Origin of the sequence: Pseudomonas sp. FEN, from assembly GCF_904067045.1 — a bacterium.
GTDB lineage: Bacteria > Pseudomonadota > Gammaproteobacteria > Pseudomonadales > Pseudomonadaceae > Aquipseudomonas.
The window spans coordinates 905,270-921,904 of record NZ_CAJFDC010000036.1; the positions used below are offsets into that span (position 1 = coordinate 905,270).

The 16,635-nt window shown below is 62.2% G+C and carries 14 protein-coding genes; 6 read left to right on the plus strand and 8 right to left on the minus strand.

Going from position 1 to position 16,635, the window contains the following annotated elements:
- Positions 1 to 6 precede the first annotated feature (6 nt).
- The 3 genes from ureG (at position 7) to PFEN_RS27695 (ending at position 2,658) form a co-directional block, all read left to right on the plus strand.
- The gene (ureG, locus tag PFEN_RS27685) at positions 7 to 621 is read left to right on the plus strand and encodes an urease accessory protein UreG (protein ID WP_191489761.1); all 615 of its coding nucleotides are present in this window, start codon (positions 7 to 9) and stop codon (positions 619 to 621) included.
- A gap of 41 nt (positions 622 to 662) precedes the next feature.
- Positions 663 to 1,235, plus strand: a complete 573-nt coding sequence (locus tag PFEN_RS27690; protein ID WP_191489762.1) for a HupE/UreJ family protein — start codon at positions 663 to 665, stop codon at positions 1,233 to 1,235.
- Positions 1,236 to 1,524: 289 nt separating this feature from the next.
- Complete coding sequence (locus tag PFEN_RS27695; protein ID WP_191489763.1) at positions 1,525 to 2,658, plus strand: AGE family epimerase/isomerase; 1,134 nt, start codon at positions 1,525 to 1,527, stop codon at positions 2,656 to 2,658.
- 250 nt (positions 2,659 to 2,908) lie between these two features.
- Here the strand turns inward: PFEN_RS27695 and PFEN_RS27700 are convergent, their stop codons facing one another.
- The 8 genes from PFEN_RS27700 to PFEN_RS27735 form a co-directional block, all read right to left on the minus strand.
- Positions 2,909 to 3,673: an SDR family oxidoreductase gene (locus PFEN_RS27700; protein WP_191489764.1), complete on the minus strand. Its 765-nt coding sequence runs from the start codon at positions 3,671 to 3,673 to the stop codon at positions 2,909 to 2,911.
- Positions 3,674 to 4,528: 855 nt separating this feature from the next.
- On the minus strand, positions 4,529 to 5,245 hold the full coding sequence (locus tag PFEN_RS27705; protein ID WP_191489765.1) for an ABC transporter ATP-binding protein: 717 nt from the start codon (positions 5,243 to 5,245) through the stop codon (positions 4,529 to 4,531).
- Complete coding sequence (locus PFEN_RS27710) at positions 5,242 to 6,117, minus strand: ABC transporter ATP-binding protein (RefSeq protein WP_191489766.1); 876 nt, start codon at positions 6,115 to 6,117, stop codon at positions 5,242 to 5,244. The genes PFEN_RS27705 and PFEN_RS27710 overlap by 4 nt, the downstream gene beginning before the upstream one ends.
- Positions 6,114 to 7,412, minus strand: coding sequence for a high-affinity branched-chain amino acid ABC transporter permease LivM (livM, locus tag PFEN_RS27715; protein ID WP_191489767.1), 1,299 nt, complete (start codon positions 7,410 to 7,412; stop codon positions 6,114 to 6,116). The genes PFEN_RS27710 and livM overlap by 4 nt, the downstream gene beginning before the upstream one ends.
- Before the next feature lie 3 nt (positions 7,413 to 7,415).
- Complete coding sequence (locus PFEN_RS27720) at positions 7,416 to 8,330, minus strand: ABC transporter permease subunit (protein WP_191489768.1); 915 nt, start codon at positions 8,328 to 8,330, stop codon at positions 7,416 to 7,418.
- Positions 8,331 to 8,502: 172 nt separating this feature from the next.
- Entirely contained in the window at positions 8,503 to 9,636 is a 1,134-nt protein-coding gene (locus PFEN_RS27725) for a branched-chain amino acid ABC transporter substrate-binding protein (protein ID WP_191489769.1), read from the minus strand.
- Between the two features lie 363 nt (positions 9,637 to 9,999).
- Entirely contained in the window at positions 10,000 to 11,283 is a 1,284-nt protein-coding gene (locus tag PFEN_RS27730; RefSeq protein WP_191489770.1) for an NAD(P)/FAD-dependent oxidoreductase, read from the minus strand.
- Between the two features lie 238 nt (positions 11,284 to 11,521).
- Positions 11,522 to 13,012: an aldehyde dehydrogenase family protein gene (locus PFEN_RS27735; protein ID WP_191489771.1), complete on the minus strand. Its 1,491-nt coding sequence runs from the start codon at positions 13,010 to 13,012 to the stop codon at positions 11,522 to 11,524.
- A 164-nt stretch (positions 13,013 to 13,176) separates the two neighbouring features.
- Here PFEN_RS27735 and PFEN_RS27740 point away from each other — a divergent pair, with 164 nt between their 5' ends.
- The 3 genes from PFEN_RS27740 (at position 13,177) to nadE (ending at position 16,593) form a co-directional block, all read left to right on the plus strand.
- Positions 13,177 to 14,082, plus strand: coding sequence for a LysR family transcriptional regulator (locus tag PFEN_RS27740; protein WP_191489772.1), 906 nt, complete (start codon positions 13,177 to 13,179; stop codon positions 14,080 to 14,082).
- Positions 14,083 to 14,498: 416 nt separating this feature from the next.
- Positions 14,499 to 15,698, plus strand: coding sequence for a nicotinate phosphoribosyltransferase (pncB, locus tag PFEN_RS27745; protein ID WP_191489773.1), 1,200 nt, complete (start codon positions 14,499 to 14,501; stop codon positions 15,696 to 15,698).
- 67 nt (positions 15,699 to 15,765) lie between these two features.
- Positions 15,766 to 16,593 (plus strand): ammonia-dependent NAD(+) synthetase, encoded by an 828-nt coding sequence (nadE, locus tag PFEN_RS27750; protein ID WP_191489774.1) that lies wholly within the window; start codon positions 15,766 to 15,768, stop codon positions 16,591 to 16,593.
- Positions 16,594 to 16,635 lie beyond the last annotated feature (42 nt).

Below are 16,635 nucleotides of genomic sequence, written 5' to 3' on the forward strand. Positions count from 1 at the left end.
AACATGATGAACACACAACCTCTACGCGTCGGCATCGGCGGCCCGGTGGGCTCCGGCAAGACCGCTCTGACCCTGGCCCTGTGCCTGGCCCTGCGCGACCGCTATAACCTGGCGGTGGTGACCAACGATATCTACACCCGCGAAGACGCCGACTTCCTGGTGCGCAACGAGGCCCTGGCCCCGGAGCGGATCATCGGCGTGGAAACCGGTGGCTGCCCGCACACCGCGATTCGCGAAGACGCCTCGATCAACCTCGAGGCGGTGGACCAGTTGAACCGCCGCTTCCCGGGGCTCGACCTGATCCTGGTGGAGTCCGGGGGCGATAACCTCTCGGCCACCTTCAGCCCGGAACTTTCCGACCTGACCATCTACGTGATCGATGTATCGGCCGGCGACAAGCTGCCGCGCAAGGGCGGGCCGGGGATCTGCAAGTCCGACCTGCTGGTGATCAACAAGATCGACCTGGCGCCGCTGGTGGGCGCGTCCCTGGAGATGATGGACAGCGACACCCGACGCATGCGCGGCGACAAGCCCTTTGTCTTCAGCAACCAGAAAACCGGGCTGGGCCTGGAGGCCATCGTCGCTTTTATCGAACGCCAGGGCCTGCTGACGGCGGCCTGATGCTTGGCAAACAGCTATTTCAACAATCAGGAATCCTGTCCATGAGCTTGAAGAAAATCCTCGGCACCCTCGCCCTGCTGCTCGCCCCCGCAGTCGCCTTCGCCCACCCCGGCCATGGTGACAGCGGCTGGATGGCCGGCGTCAGCCATCCGCTCGGTGGCATCGATCATTTGCTGGCGATGGTCGCGGTCGGCCTGTGGGCGGCGCAGCAACAAGGTGCCGCGCGCTGGGCGTTGCCCTGCACCTTTGTCGGCACCCTGCTGATCGGTGGGGTGTTGGGTTTCGACGGGCTGGCGTTGCCGGCATTGGAAAGCGGGATCGCCGCTTCGGTATTGGCCCTGGGCCTGGCCGTGGCGCTGGCGGTGAAGCCGCCGTTGAGCCTGGCGCTGGCGGCGACGGCGCTGTTTGCACTGTTCCACGGTGTCGCGCACGGTCTTGAGTTGCCGGAGATGTCGAGCCCATGGACCTATGCGGCCGGTTTCCTGGTCGCGACCGCGACCTTGCATGCGCTGGGTTATGCCGTGGTGCGGGTATTGCCGCAAGCCGCGGCGCCGTTGGTGCGGCTGGCCGGTGTTGCGTCGGCGGCGACCGGGGTCTGGTTGTTGGCGGCCTGAGCCAACTTCCCCCGTCGTAACCGGATTTGTGGCGAGCGGGCTTGCCCGCGCTGGGGCGCGAAGCGGCCCTGAAATCAGCGACTTCATTGTGTCAGGCAGAATGCAGTCACAGGTTTAGGGCTGCTTCGCAGCCCAGCGCGGGCAAGCCCGCTCGCCACAAGACCGCGCTCAGCCTCAGACGGCCTTAACTGAACAGCTTGGACTTGCTCTCTCGCCACAAGGAACAGCATCGCCAGCGGCCGCCTGTTAACATGTCGCGCAACCGCCCTTGCCCTGACGACGCCAGCCGATGCCCGATGTTTCCAGCTCCGCCTCCACGCCTGAATTGAGCGCACTGTTCAGTGCCGTGCAAGAACACTTCCGCCAAGTCATCGTGCCGCTGTGGCAAGGCCCCGGCTGGAACGCCGACATGGCGCTCCCCTACGAGGCCCTGGACGCCAACCATCGACCACTGCCCGTGCAACGTTATCGTGCCATGGCCTGCGCCCGGCAGTTGTATCTGTTTGCCAGCCTGATCGGCGACGCCGCCTTCCCGACCGCCGGCGAACGTGCCAGCGCGCTGTTTCGTTCGTTGCAACGGCATTTCCACGATGCCGAGCACGGCGGCTGGTTCTACAGCATCGACCCGCATGGCAAGCCATTGGATACACGCAAGGATCTCTACACCCACGCGTTCATTCTCTTCGCCTGCGCCCATTACTGGGCCAAGGTGCGCGAACCCCTGGTGGAGTCGGTACTCAACGCCGCCCTGGAAGTGATCGCCGTGCGTTTCGCCAACGGCGACGACCTCTATGAGGCGAGCCTGGAGCAAGACTGGTCGCCCCTGGGCAGCGGGCCATTGCAAAACCCACTGATGCACCTGGCCGAAGCCTTTCTGGCGACCTTGTCGGTGCGCGAAGACGCGGCTACGCAAGACGCGCTGCTGGCCCTGGCCGCGGGCATGCAGCGGCGCTTTATCGACCCTCGCCATGGTGTGATGCTGGAAAAACCGCTGGGGGCTGTGGATAACTGGTTCGAACCAGGCCATCAGTTCGAATGGTTGTTCTTGCTGGAGTCATCGCCCCTGCTGCGCGGCACAGCGCTGCATGGCTCGCTGGACCGGGCGTTCGCGTTCGCCGAGCAGTCGGGGGTCGACCCGCAAAGCGGCGCGGTCAGCGGCACGCTTGGTACTGACGGCAGTCCGCGCGACGGCACCCAGCGGATCTGGGCCCAGGCCGAATACCTGCGGGCGCTGAGCTTGCGTGTGGATAACTCGACGCGATTGCAGCGCCAGTTGAGCGCCTTGCTGCAGCACTTCCTGCACCCGGGCGGCTGGCATGAGTGCCTGGATGCCGAGGGCGAGGTCAGCCGGCGGGATATGCCGTCGACCACGCCTTATCACCTGGCAACCTGCCTGAGTGGCTTGGCCGAGTATTTCGGCTGAGCGGCGTACACCTTGTGGCGAGCGGGCTTGTCGGAACGCCGCAGCGCCGCGTTCGGCTGCGGAGCAGTCGTATAACCAACGGATGCGTTCTGCCTCACAGACCGCAATAGCCGATTTTGGGGCCGCTTCGCGCCCCAGCGCGGGCAAGCCCGCTCGCCACGCAAGAACGCGCCCGGCTTCAAATCGCCTTGGTAAGCTGAGTTACCGCAAGCCGGCTCACCCCAAAAAAACGACTCGGCCTGAAACGACCTCAGCCCTTGTTCCGCTCGATGGCAAACCCGCTCCAGGTCTGGCTCACCGGCATCAGCTCCAGGCTGTTGATATTGACGTGAGCCGGGGTGTTGAGCACCCAGAAGATGGTATCGGCGATGTCCTGCGGCTGGATCGGCTCGGCACCGGCATAGGTCGCGTCGTAACGCGCCTGGTCGCCGGCGAAGCGCACCAGCGAGAACTCGCTCTCACACAGCCCCGGCTCGATATTCGTCACCCGCACCCCAGTCCCCTGCAAGTCACAGCGCAGGTTCAGGGAGAACTGTTTGACGAACGCCTTGCTCGCGCCATAGACATGACTGCCCGGGTACGGGTAGTTGCCGGCGATCGAGCCGAGGTTGATGATCCCCGCGCCACGACCATGGGCGATCAACCGTGGCAGCAGCAGACGGGTGCTGTACATCAGGCCCTTGATATTGGTGTCGACCATGGTGTCCCAGTCGTCCAGGTTGCACTTGGGCGCCGGATCGACGCCCAGGGCCAGGCCCGCGTTGTTGATCAGCCCGCGCAACTTGGCGAAGCTCGGCGGCAAGTTGGCGATGGCCTCCTCCATGGCCTTGCGGTCGCGTACATCCAGCACCAGGCCATGCACCTCAGTCTGCTGCGACAGCTCCGCGCACAGGGCGTTCAGGCGCGCCTCGCGACGACCGGTCAGTACCAGCTTCCAGCCGGCCTCGGCAAAACGACGAGCACACGCCTCGCCAAAACCAGAAGTCGCACCCGTGATAAACAACGTGGATGTCATGGAGTTCTCCTTGCTCGGCCCACGGGCCGCCAGAAATAAATAGGGTGGTTGCCCAGCATGCCTCAACGTCGGCCAGCGACGAAATGGAATCTTGCAGACAGCACATCTGTACAAAAAACGATCAATTCCAGCAAAGCCAGACAATACGTGGCCTGGAGCCTGATGTACGCATCTTATCCACAGCCCCGTCCACAGTATCCGGGGGCAACTCGAAAACCCTCCGATCCCCGCTAGACAAGGCTTTCAGCGATATTTTCAAAGTTTTTCCCTTGACCCCGGAACCTTCGTTGTGCAGCCATCGCTGAAAAAGCCTCTGCGGGCATTTTCGCCTCGCTGGCTCCAGGCCAGTAATTACGCCACCCAGGGGCATGTTTCCAGAGTTTGCCCACAGAGTTATCCACAGGCTGCACAGAGGGATCAGCCGCCGCGGGGCGTGACAATATACCTGTTGACAAAACCGCTCGACGCTTCGCAAAACAGCACCGATCAAAAAACAACCAACACCCTGAAAGCCACGTTTTCAAAGGCTCTCAGCCAGCTACTCCCACGTTACCCACAGCCACCTCCACAGCAAACGGGGACAAGTCAAAACGATGACAAAACAACCATTTGCAGCGGTTTCATGTCGCACTTTGACAGGTTGTTCAGATTGTTTTCCACAATTTCGGCTTATCGCCGTGGACAGACAAAAAACGCCCCGGATCCGAAGATCACGGGGCGTTTCAGGGCATGGCAACAGCTGTGCGTATAAGCGTTGCAAGACTCAAAGGCCTCTTCGCGGCGGTGCTAATGATGCCTGGCTCAGGCCGCATCGCCGACAAGCCGGCTCCCACAATGACCGCGTCAGGACGGGACTCAATGCCCGCCCAGATAGGCGTTACGCACCTCCTCGTTGACCAGCAGTTCCTTGCCGGTGCCACTCAGGCGAATCTCGCCGTTGACCATCACGTAGGCCCGATCCGACAAGCGCAGCGCATGGTTGGCATTCTGCTCCACCAGAAAGATGGTCATGCCCGAGGCCGCCAGCTCGCGCAGGGTGGCGAAGATCTGCTTCACCACGATCGGCGCCAGCCCCAGGCTCGGTTCATCCAGCAACAGCAATTTGGGCCGGCTCATCAGCGCCCGGGCAATCGCCAGCATCTGCTGCTCGCCGCCGGACATGGTCATGGCCCGCTGGTTACGGCGTTCCTTGAGCCGCGGAAACAACTCGAACATGCGCTGCATATCCTCGTCGACGAACCGGTCGCCAATGGGGATGGTGCCCATTTGCAGGTTCTCTTCCACGGTCATGTCCGGGAACACCCGGCGCCCCTCCGGCGACTGGGCAATGCCATTGGAGGCGATGTAGTGGGACGACTTCTGGGTGATGTCGACGCCCCGGTAGATAATCTCCCCGGCGGCGGCACGCGGCTGGCCGAAGATCGACATCAGCAGCGTCGACTTGCCCGCACCGTTGGAGCCGATCAGGCTGACGGTTTCGCCTTCGTTGATGTGCAACGAAACCTTTTTCAGGGCCTGGATCGGTCCGTAGAACACTTCCAGGTTCTTCAGTTCGAGGATCGGTTGACTCATACCAGTTCCTCTTCATCAGCGCCCAGGTAGGCGGCAATCACTTTCGGGTCGTTGCGAATGGCTTCCGGTCCGCCCTCGGCAATCACATTGCCGTGGTCCAGCACCACGATATGGTCGGAAATACTCATGACCATGCCCATGTCGTGCTCGATCAGCACCACGGTCAGGTCGTGCTCGTCGCGCAGCAGGCGGATCATTGCGCTCAGCGCTTCGGTTTCCTGGGGGTTGAGACCCGCCGCCGGCTCGTCGAGGCAGATGATCCGTGGCCGCGTGCACATGGCCCGGGCAATTTCCAGGCGGCGTTGCTGGCCATAGGACAGCTCGCCGGCCAGGCGGTTGGCGCAGTCCACCAGATCCACCACTTCCAGCCAGTAGAACGCGGTGTCCAGGGCGTCGCTTTCAGCCTTGCGGTAGCCCTTGGTATTGAGGATACCGGCGAGCATGTTGCGGTTGACCCACATATGCTGGGCCACCAACAGGTTCTCCAGCACCGACATTTCCTTGAACAGGCGAATGTTCTGGAAGGTCCGGGCCAGGCCCGCACGGTTGACCAGGTGGGTGCCGCCGAACATCTTGTAGTAGAGCCGGCTGAGGAAGGTTTTCGGCGAAACGAAATCGCTCACCCGGAAGGACTCGCCCAACAGCTGGATCACGTTGGTGCGCTGGTCGCGCACATTCAGTTCGATCTTGCCGCCGCTGGCCTTGTAGAACCCGGTCAGGCAGTTGAACACCGTGGTCTTGCCCGCGCCGTTGGGGCCGATCAGGGCAAAGATCGAGTTGCGCTTGACCTGCAGGCTGACGTCGCTGAGGGCCTTGATCCCACCGAAGTGCATCATCAGCTTTTCGACTTTCAGAACGATGTCATTACTCATTGGCCAGCCCCTCCAACCAGGACACCCTTGCGCGGCGTCACCCCGGTGCGACTGATGCGGATCAGGCCACGTGGCCGCCAGATCATCATCAACACCATCAACACGCCGAACAGCAGCACGCGGTACTCGGCGAAGCTGCGCAGCAGCTCCGGCGCCACGGTCAACACAAAGGCCGCGATCACCACGCCGATGGTCGAGCCCATGCCACCCAGCACCACGATGGCAAGGATCAGCGCCGACTCGAAGAAGGTGAAGGAGGTCGGGTTGACGAAGCCCTGGTAGGTGGCGAAGAACACCCCGGCCAGACCAGCGGTCGAAGCCCCCAGGGTGAATGCCGAGAGTTTCACCAGCACATGGTTCAAGCCCATGGCACGGCAGGCAATCTCGTCTTCACGCAAGGCTTCCCAGGCGCGGCCCACCGGCATGCGGGTCAGGCGATGCTTGATGTAGAGCACGGCCAATACCACCAGGAACAGCACGGCATAGATGAAATAGAACTTCACATCCGGGTTGTAGGCGATGCCAAAGTACTCATGGAAGGGAATCCCGCCCTCCTTCGCGCGCTTGCCGAACTCCAGGCCGAAGAAGGTCGGCAGCGGTGCCGGCATGCCGTTCGGACCGCCGGTCAGCGACAGCCAGTTGTTGAGGATCAGGCGGATGATCTCGCCGAAGCCCAGGGTCACGATGGCCAGGTAGTCACCGTGCAGGCGCAGGACCGGAAAGCCAAGAATGCAACCGGCCAACGCGGCGGTAATGGCCGCCAGCGGCAAGACGGTCCAGAACCCCAGCCCCAGGTATTGATAACCCAGCGCCAAGCCATAGGCACCGATGGCGTAGAACGCCACGTAGCCCAGGTCGAGCAGGCCGGCGAGGCCCACCACGATATTCAGGCCGAGGCCGAGCAGGACGTAGATCAGGCCGAGGATCACCACCCCCAGCAGGTAGGAGTTGGCGAACACCGGAAAGACCACCGCGATCACGATCATGATCGGGATGATCCAGCGCAGGCGCGACTTGTAGTCCGGTGCCAGTACGTGCACGCCGGAACCGGTGCTCTCGAAACCTTCGAGGATCCGCAGGCCCTTGGCCGTTTGCAGGAACAGGCTCAAGGCAAAGCGGCCGAGCATGACAATCGCCACCAACCAGGCGACGCGGGTGGGTTGCAGGTTGAAGCTGTAGCCCTCGAGGACGACCCCGACAATGGGACCGAAGACGATCAGGGCAACCAGGCCGGCGAGAATGGCGTCAACCAGGCTTTTTTTGATATCGAGCGATTTTTGAGTGGTTGAGGACATTGCTTACACCTTCGACACAAGAGGACGGCCCAACAGGCCTTGCGGCCGAAAGACCAGCACCAGGACCAGCAGCGAGAAGCTGAACACGTCCTTGTAATCCGAGTTGACCAGGCCGGAGAACAGCGATTCGGAGATACCGAGGATGATCCCGCCCAACATGGCGCCCGGCAGCGAGCCGATACCGCCGAGTACCGCGGCGGTGAACGCCTTGATACCGATGACAAAGCCGGCGTAGAAATCGAAGGTGCCGTAGTTCATGGTGATCAGCACACCGGCCAGGGCCGCCATGGCCGCGCCGATGATGAATACATAGGAAATCACCCGATCGGTGTTGATCCCGAGGATCGAAGCCATCTTGCGATCTTGCTGGGTCGCGCGGCACATGCGGCCCAACTTGGTGTACTTGATGACGTAGGTCAAAAGCCCCATGCCGACAAACGCGGCCACCAGGATGAAGACCTTGGTGTAGGTGAGCTGGACAAAACCGCTGCCGACATCGACGCGCCAGGCGCCGGTAAGCAGCGTCGGTACGCCCTGTTGCTTGGCGCCCTGGGCGATCTGCGCGTAGTTCTGCAGGATCAGCGAAATACCGATGGCGCTGATCAGCGGTGCCAACCGGGTGGAGTTGCGCAGGGGTTTATAGGCGATGCGCTCGATGACCCAGCCATACACCCCGGTGACGATGATGGTGAAGACCAGTGTGCCGAGCATCAGCAGCGGGAAGGATTCAATACCGAAGTAAGCCAGCAGAGCCAGACTGATCGCCGCGAGGTAAGCGGAAATCATGTAAACCTCGCCATGGGCGAAGTTGATCATGCCGATGATGCCATAGACCATTGTGTAGCCGATGGCGATCAGGCCATAGACCGACCCGAGGGTCAGGCCATTGACCAGTTGCTGCAGGAAAATACCATCCATAACGCAATCTCACGCACTTGAGAGACTGCACAGAAGCGCACTGCGACGGCGTGGGGTTCAACCGCCGGCGCAGCACAGCCATGTGCAGTTCTACGAGAAAAGACAGGTACTGCACGGACACGCGTGCTGACGGGCCGACACACGGAGGTGCCAGCCGGGTCAGGCGTTCATGTCACTTCTGTTTTTCCAGTTGGTGATATTTGCCGTCCTTGTCCCACTGGTAGACCACGTAGTCGGAGACTTTCAGGTCGCCCTTGGCGTCCCAGGTCTTCTCGCCCATCACGGTCTTGACCGGATGTGCCTTGAGCCACTTGGCCGCGTCCTCGCCCTTGTTCGACTTGGCGCCGTTGAAAGCGGCGGCCAGGGTTTGCACCGAGGCGTAGGCGTAGAGGGTGTAGCCTTCCGGCTCGTAGCCCGACTTGCGGAACTGATCGACCACCGCCTTGCTGTCCGGCAGCAGGCGTGGGTCGGCACCGAAAGTCATCAGCACGCCGTCGACGTATTGCGGGCCGCCAGCGGTGGTCACCAGCTCGTCGGTCACGATGCCGTCATCGGACATGAACTTGACGTCTTTCAAGCCTTCAGTGCGCAGTTGCTTGACCAATGGACCGGCTTCCGGGTGCAGGCCGCCGAAGTAGACCACATCGGCACCGGCGGCACGGATCTTGGTGACCAGGGCGCTGAAATCCTTCTCGCCGCGGGTCAGGCCTTCGTAGATCACCGGGGTCACGCCGCGCTTGATCAACTGGGCCTTGGTGGCATCCGCCAGGCCTTGGCCGTAGGTGTCCTTGTCATGGATGACCGCGACTTTCTTGCCCTTGAGCACGTCGATGATGTAGTTGCCGGCAACGATGCCTTGCTGGTCGTCGCGCCCGCACATACGGAACATCGCGCTCAAGCCACGCTCGGTCACCTGAGGGTTGGTGGAACCGGGGGTGATCGCGATGATGCCCGCTTCGTCGTAGATCTCCGAAGCCGGGATGGTGGATGAGGAACAGAAGTGCCCGACAACACCGGCGACTTTCTGGTTGGTCAGGTCCTTGGCGACCGACACGGCCTGCTTCGGCTCACAGGCATCATCGCCCTTGACCAGGACAATTTTCTCACCATTGACACCACCGGTCGCATTGATAGCGTCCGCTGCCGCTTGTGCCCCTTTCATGTACTGCTCGCCGAAAGACGCGTTGGCACCGGTCATGGGACCCGCGACACCGATCTTGACATCCGCCTGGGCAAACGCAGAAACACCCAACGCAGCCGCCACTGCGAGAGCTACAAAGCCTTTCTTGTAAAACGTCTGGGACATGAGGTGGTGCTCCAAGGTTTTTTTAGTTGGCACTGCGACTTCAATGAATGCTCAGAGCAAGGGCCGTGCCATAGGTTTTTTGTTCCGCAAAAAGTCGCTGTCTTATTGTTTTATGGACTGTTTCGGGCCCTTTTTAACTGGGCGTGCAACCGTCTAAACCGCGGCAGGTGAAACCTTTTCATCAAAAAGGCGCAACCCACCAGTGCCACTATTGCAACCGTGGCACCGAAGGGCGTGCAACCGCCCTGTAACAACGTGCGTCACCGAAGTGCACACTCGCGGTGCGCGACTGCTACATCGCGCACCATTACAGGCTAGCCGTATCGAACAAAAGCGCCGTCCGATTCGGCATTTTTTGTTGTATCAAATGACAATCCGCAGGCACTGGCCCGCGTGATACAGCGAAAACCCAGCCTCGTAGAGGCCACTGCGCAAGCCCACCGCCGCGATCGGCCGCATGGGCGCGAAGGGAATCGGCAGGGCTTGAGGATTTCCGTTACACAGGTAATCGGCGAAGGCCTTGCCGACCACCGTTCCCGTGGTCACGCCCCGCCCGTTGTAGCCGGTCACTGCCACTAAACCGGGCGCCGGTTCGAACAGGCGCATCAAATGGTCGGGCGTAAAGGCGATACAGCCGGTCCAGGTGCACTCCCAGTCAACCTTTTTCAGGTAGGGGAAATAGTGCTGTTGCACCCGATCGGCCCAGGCCCGCAGGAACCACGTCGGTTTCTGATTGCCATTGCCCAGACTGCCCAGCAGCAGCCGACCGTCGGCGTCGCGGCGAATGCTGCTGAGCACCTGACGGGTATCCCAGGAACCCTGCCCGCCGGGCAGGATCTGCCGGGCGGCCTCTTCGGTCAGCGGACTGGAGGCGACCTGGTAGTAGTAGCCCGGAAAGAAGTTGCGCCGCAATTCGGTCCATTCGCCTTCGGTGTAGGCATTCGAAGCCATCACCACCTGTTCGGCGTTGACCGCGCCCGCGGCGGTCTGCACCGACCAGCGCTGGCCCTGGCGTTCCAGCCGGGTAACCGCGGAGTGGTCGAACAACTGCGCACCCAGCCGCGACGCGGCCTTGGCCAGGCCCGAGGTATAGGCCATGGGATTGAGGGTGCCGGCGCGCCGGTCGAGCAAGGCGGCAGCGATTTTCTGGGTGCCGGTGGCGCTTTCGCAGGCCTTGCCGGTCAGCAGTTCCACCGGTGCGCCGCGCCGCTTCCACTGCGCCTCGCGGCTGCGCAGATCGGCCTCGCCCTTGGCGTTGTGGGCCATGTGCAAGGTGCCCTCGCGGCGCAGTTGGCAATCGATGCCGTGCTTGTCCACCAGGCTGAAGACCAGGGCCGGCGCCGCCCCCAACATGCGGTTGAGCTGACTGCCCACCGCTTCGCCGAAACCGGCTTCGATCTCATCCGGGGGAATCCACATCCCGGCATTGACCAACCCCACGTTGCGCCCGGAACCGCCGTGGCCGGTGCGATGGGCCTCCAGTACACAGACGCTCTTGCCCTGTTCACGCAGGTGAATCGCGGCCGAGAGCCCGGTGATACCGGCGCCGATAACGCAAACATCGACCTTCAGCTCACCCTTGAAGGGCGCGGCCTCGGGTCGCTGCGGCGTCAGTGTTTCCCATAGACATTCTTCGCGTAATGGCATTGCCAGACTCCGAAAATGAAACCCAACAAACACACTCCAGACTTAACTTGTTGTGGCAGGCGGACTGAATGTGGCGAGGGGGCTTGTCGGAACGCCGCACCGCCCCGTTCGGCTGCGCAGCAGTCGTAAAATCGGTCGATGCGTTCTGTCTGATAGCTCGCGATTACCGATTTCAGGGCCGCTTCGCGCCCCAGCGGGGGCAAGCCCCCTCGCCACAGGGACCAGCCTCGCGCCTTCGTTAATCGAAGGTAATGCCCTGCGCCAGCGGCAATTCCAGCGAGTAGTTCACGGTATTGGTCTGGCGCCGCATGTAACCACGCCAAGCGTCCGAACCCGATTCGCGCCCGCCACCGGTTTCTTTCTCGCCACCAAAGGCGCCACCGATCTCCGCACCGCTCGGGCCGATGTTGACGTTGGCAATGCCGCAATCGCTGCCCACCGCCGACATGAACTGTTCGGCCTCGCGCACATCGGTGGTAAAGATGCACGAAGACAGCCCCTGCGGCACTGCGTTATTCAGGCGCAGGGCTTCGGCGAAGTCGCTGTAGCCGATCACGTAGAGAATCGGCGCGAAAGTTTCGTTGCACACCACTTCGCTCTGCTCCGGCATCTCGACGATAGCCGGCGACACGTAATAGGCGTTCGGGAACTTGTCCTGCAACTGACGCTCGCCACCGAACACCTTGCCGCCTTCGCTCAAGGCCTGCTCCAGGGCGTCCCGCATGTTCTCGAAGCTCTGCTTGTCGATCAGCGGACCAACCAGGTTGCCTTCCAGCGGATGGCCGATACGCACCTTGGAATAGGCCGCTTTCAAACGGCTGACAATCTCGGCCTTGACCGATTCATGGGCAATCAGCCGGCGCAAGGTGGTGCAGCGCTGGCCGGCGGTGCCTACGGCGCTGAACAGGATCGCCCGCACCGCCATGTCCAGGTCGGCACTCGGGCCGAGGATCATCGCGTTGTTGCCACCCAGCTCAAGAATGCTGCGAGCAAAGCGCGCGGCGACTTTCGGCGCTACTTCGCGGCCCATGCGCGTGCTGCCGGTGGCGCTGATCAGCGCCACGCGCGGATCGTCCACCAGGGCAGCTCCGGCGTCGCGACCACCGATGATCACCTGGCTCAGGTACTCGGGGGCATCGCTGAAGTTTTTCACCACGCGCTCGAACAGGGCCTGGCAGGCCAGCGCGGTCAGCGGGGTCTTTTCCGACGGTTTCCAGATCACCGCGTTGCCGCAGACCAGCGCCAGGGCAGTGTTCCAGGCCCAGACCGCGACCGGGAAGTTGAAGGCGCTGATCACCCCGACCACCCCCAGCGGATGCCAGGACTCACGCATATGGTGACCCGGGCGCTCGGAAGCGATGGTCAAGCCATACAACTGGCGCGACAGGCCCACGGCGAAGTCGCAGATATCGATCATTTCCTGCACTTCACCCAGGCCTTCCTGGGTGATCTTGCCGGCTTCCCAGGACACCAGCTCGCCGAGGTCGGCCTTGTATTCGCGCAACACTTCGCCGAACTGACGCACCAGTTCGCCACGGCGCGGCGCCGGCACCTTGCGCCAGGCGTCGAAGGCATGCTCGGCACGGCTGACCTGCTGCTCCACCTCGGCCGGGCCTTCCCAGTTCACGCCGGCAATGCGGCTGCCGTCGATCGGCGAATGCACGGGCTGTTTGCCCTGTTGATACAGCGCCGGGTTCACACCAAGACGATCAAGCAATGCGGCAACCATGGGGGTCACTCCTGTAGGCGAAAAACGGAAATCTTCAGTCGAAAACAACACGACGATTCAGACCTCCAGTTGTAGCGGCCTTCAGCTTTGCCAACAAACGACGATTAGGCGAGATATCATTCCATTTATTCATGCAGCGCAAGACACAGGAAGAAGGCCCGTCCATGCTGAATAAACGATACCTGCCCTCGATCACGGCCCTGCAATGTTTCGAGGCTGTCACCCGTCACTTGAGCTTCACCCGCGCGGCAGAAGAGCTGAACCTGACCCAGAGCGCCGTGAGCAAGCAGGTCGCACAGCTGGAAGAGCTGTTGCAGCACTTGCTGTTTCGGCGGGTACGGCGGCGCCTGCAACTGACGCCGGCTGGGGATCTGTACCTGGTGGAAGTCCGAAAAATCCTGACCCAGGTGGAGATGTCGACTCACTACCTGCGTTCCTACGGCGGTGAAACCGAAGTCCTGCGGGTGTCCACGCCCTCGACCTTTGGTGCCCGCTGGCTGGTGCCACGGCTCAAGGGCTGGCGCCTGCGTCACCCGCACATCCACCTGGACCTGTGCAACGAACAGGAAGCCGACGACCTGCTGCAGGGCCGTAGCGACCTGGCGTTCTATTTCGGCCAGGGTTCGCGACCGCGCACCGAGTGCGTGAAACTGTTCGGTGAAGAGCTGGTCGCGGTGTGCGCCCCGGCCAGCCTGCCGGCGCAACCGTTCAGCGATCCGACGCAGTTGAGCGAGCTGGTCCTGCTGCAGAACGCCTCGCGGCCCCAGGCCTGGCACGACTGGTTCGACAGCCAGGGCTATCACACCGAGCACAGCTATCACGGGCCGCGTTTCGAGACGTTCTATATGTGCATCCGCGCGGCCCAGGTCGGCTGCGGCGTGGCCTTGCTGCCCCGGTTCCTGGTGGAAGAGGAACTGCTCGATGGCAAGCTGGTGCTCGCCTGGCCCCATGCGATGCCCAGCTACGACGCCTATTACCTCGCGTATCCGGAGCATTCGGCGGAAGTGCCGAAAGTCCGGAATTTCGTGACCTGGATGCTGGAGCAGCTCGACAGTCCCACCCAGGCTTGATCTCTCTGCCACCGACGCACGGCTTCATGAACAAGCCTGACTTGCCCGCGAAGCTTTTGGCGGCCTCAAGGCCCCCTTCGCGGGCAAGCTCCGCTCCCACAGTGTCCGCGGCGCGGCCAAGACCTGTGCACACCTCTCCAACAATATCCAAGCAGGATCCGAGACCTGTGCACACCTCTCCAACAATATCCAAGCAGGATCCGAGACCTGTGCACACCTCTCCAACAATATCCAAGCAGGATCCGAGACCTGTGCACACCGCAAAACCTGTGGGAGCGGTGCTTGCCCGCGAAGGGGCCGGCACGGTCAACAAAAATCGCTGGTAAAACCGCCCGCGGATATGCGCCACTAGCGCTCTTCATTCAAGAACTGCCAGAACGTCGCGGCAACGCGCGGTCGGCATGGAGAGACCCGTTATGAGCGATAAGGCCTTCGGCGATCGCATTGTGCAGAACCTGCTGGACACCGACTTCTACAAGCTGACCATGATGCAGGCGGTACTGCACAACTACCCCAACGTCGAAGTCGAATGGGATTTCCGCTGCCGCAACAGCGAAGACCTGCGGCCGTACCTGGCGGAAATCCGCTACCAGATCGAACGCCTCGCCGAGCTGAGCCTGAGCGCCGACCAACTGGGCTTCCTGGAGCGCATCAGCTTCCTCAAGCCGGACTTCCTGCGCTTCCTCGGCCTGTTCCGCTTCAACCTGCGCTACGTGCACACCGGTATCGAGAACGGCGAGTTGTTCATCCGCCTGCGCGGCCCGTGGCTGCATGTGATTCTCTTCGAAGTGCCACTGCTGGCCATTGTCAGCGAAGTGCGCAACCGCTATCGCTATCAGGAAACCCTGCTGAGCCAGGCCCGCGAACAGTTGTACCGCAAGTTCGACTGGCTGAGCGACAACGCCTCCAGCGACGAACTGGCGGAACTGCAGGTCGCCGATTTCGGTACCCGCCGGCGCTTCTCCTATCGGGTCCAGGAAGAAGTGGTCAGTGTGCTCAAGCACGATTTCCCCGGGCGCTTCGTCGGCACCAGCAATGTGCACCTGGCGCGCGAATTCGACATGAAGCCGCTGGGCACCATGGCCCACGAGTGGATCATGGCCCACCAGCAGCTCGGCCCGCGCCTGATCGACAGCCAGATCGCCGCGCTCGACTGCTGGGTCCGCGAATACCGTGGCCTGCTCGGCATTGCCCTGACCGACTGCATCACCACCGACGCCTTCCTCAAGGATTTCGACCTGTATTTCGCCAAGCTCTTCGACGGTTTGCGCCACGACTCCGGCGACCCGGTGATCTGGGCCGAAAAATGCATCAATCGTTACCACCAGTTGGGCATCGACCCCATGAGCAAGACCCTGGTGTTCTCCGACAGCCTCACCCTGCCCAAGACCCTGGAGATATTCCGCGCGCTGCGTGGACGGATCAATGTCAGCTTCGGCATCGGCACCCATCTCACCTGTGACATCGTGGGGGTGGAACCGATGAGCATCGTGCTTAAAATGACCGCCTGCAACGGCCAGCCCGTGGCGAAGATCTCCGACGAACCGGGCAAGGCCCAGTGCAAGGACCCGAACTTCGTGGCTTACCTGCGCCACGTGTTCCAAGTCACGGGCTAGCGCGTCGCGGACTCGCCCAGTGGTACCGATCAACCCGTTCCAGACCCCATCCCGCAAGGAGTGAATCATGCAAGCCGTACAGCGCCAGATTGCTGAACAGCTCAAGGTCCAGCCACCATTCGCCGACCAGGCCGCCCTCGAAGCCGAAGTGGCGCGCCGGATCAGCTTTATCCAGAATTGCCTGCAGAGCTCCGGGCTCAAGACGCTGGTGCTGGGTATCAGCGGCGGCGTCGACTCGCTGACCGCCGGTCTGCTGGCCCAACGCGCCATGCGTGAACTGCGCGAACGCACCGGTGACATGGAGTACCGCTTCATTGCGGTGCGCCTGCCCTACGAAACCCAGTTCGACGAACACGAAGCCCAGGCCTCGGTGGACTTCATCGCCCCCGACGAGCGCCACACAGTGAACATCGGCCCGGCGGTCAAGTCGCTGGCCGCGGAAGTCGCGGCCTTCGAAGGCAAGGCCGCGGTGGCGCGGGACTTCGTCCTCGGCAATACCAAGGCGCGCATCCGCATGGTCGCGCAGTACACCATCGCCGGGGCCGCCCATGGCCTGGTGATCGGCACCGATCACGCGGCGGAAGCGGTGATGGGCTTCTTCACCAAATTCGGTGACGGCGCCTGCGACCTGGCACCCTTGAGCGGGCTGGTGAAAAACCAGGTCCGGGCCATCGCCCGCCACTTTGGTGCTCCCGAGTTCCTGGTGGAAAAGGTCCCGACCGCCGACCTCGAGGACCTCGCACCGGGCAAGCCCGACGAAGCCTCCCATGGCGTGACCTATACCGAGATCGACGCCTTCCTGCACGGTGAGCCAGTGCGCCAGGAGGCCTTCGATATCATCTGCCGGACGTATGAAAAGACCCGTCATAAGCGCGAGATGCCATTTGCGCCATGACTCGAGTGACAGTAATGCCGTAGGAAACTTCTATTTTTCCGC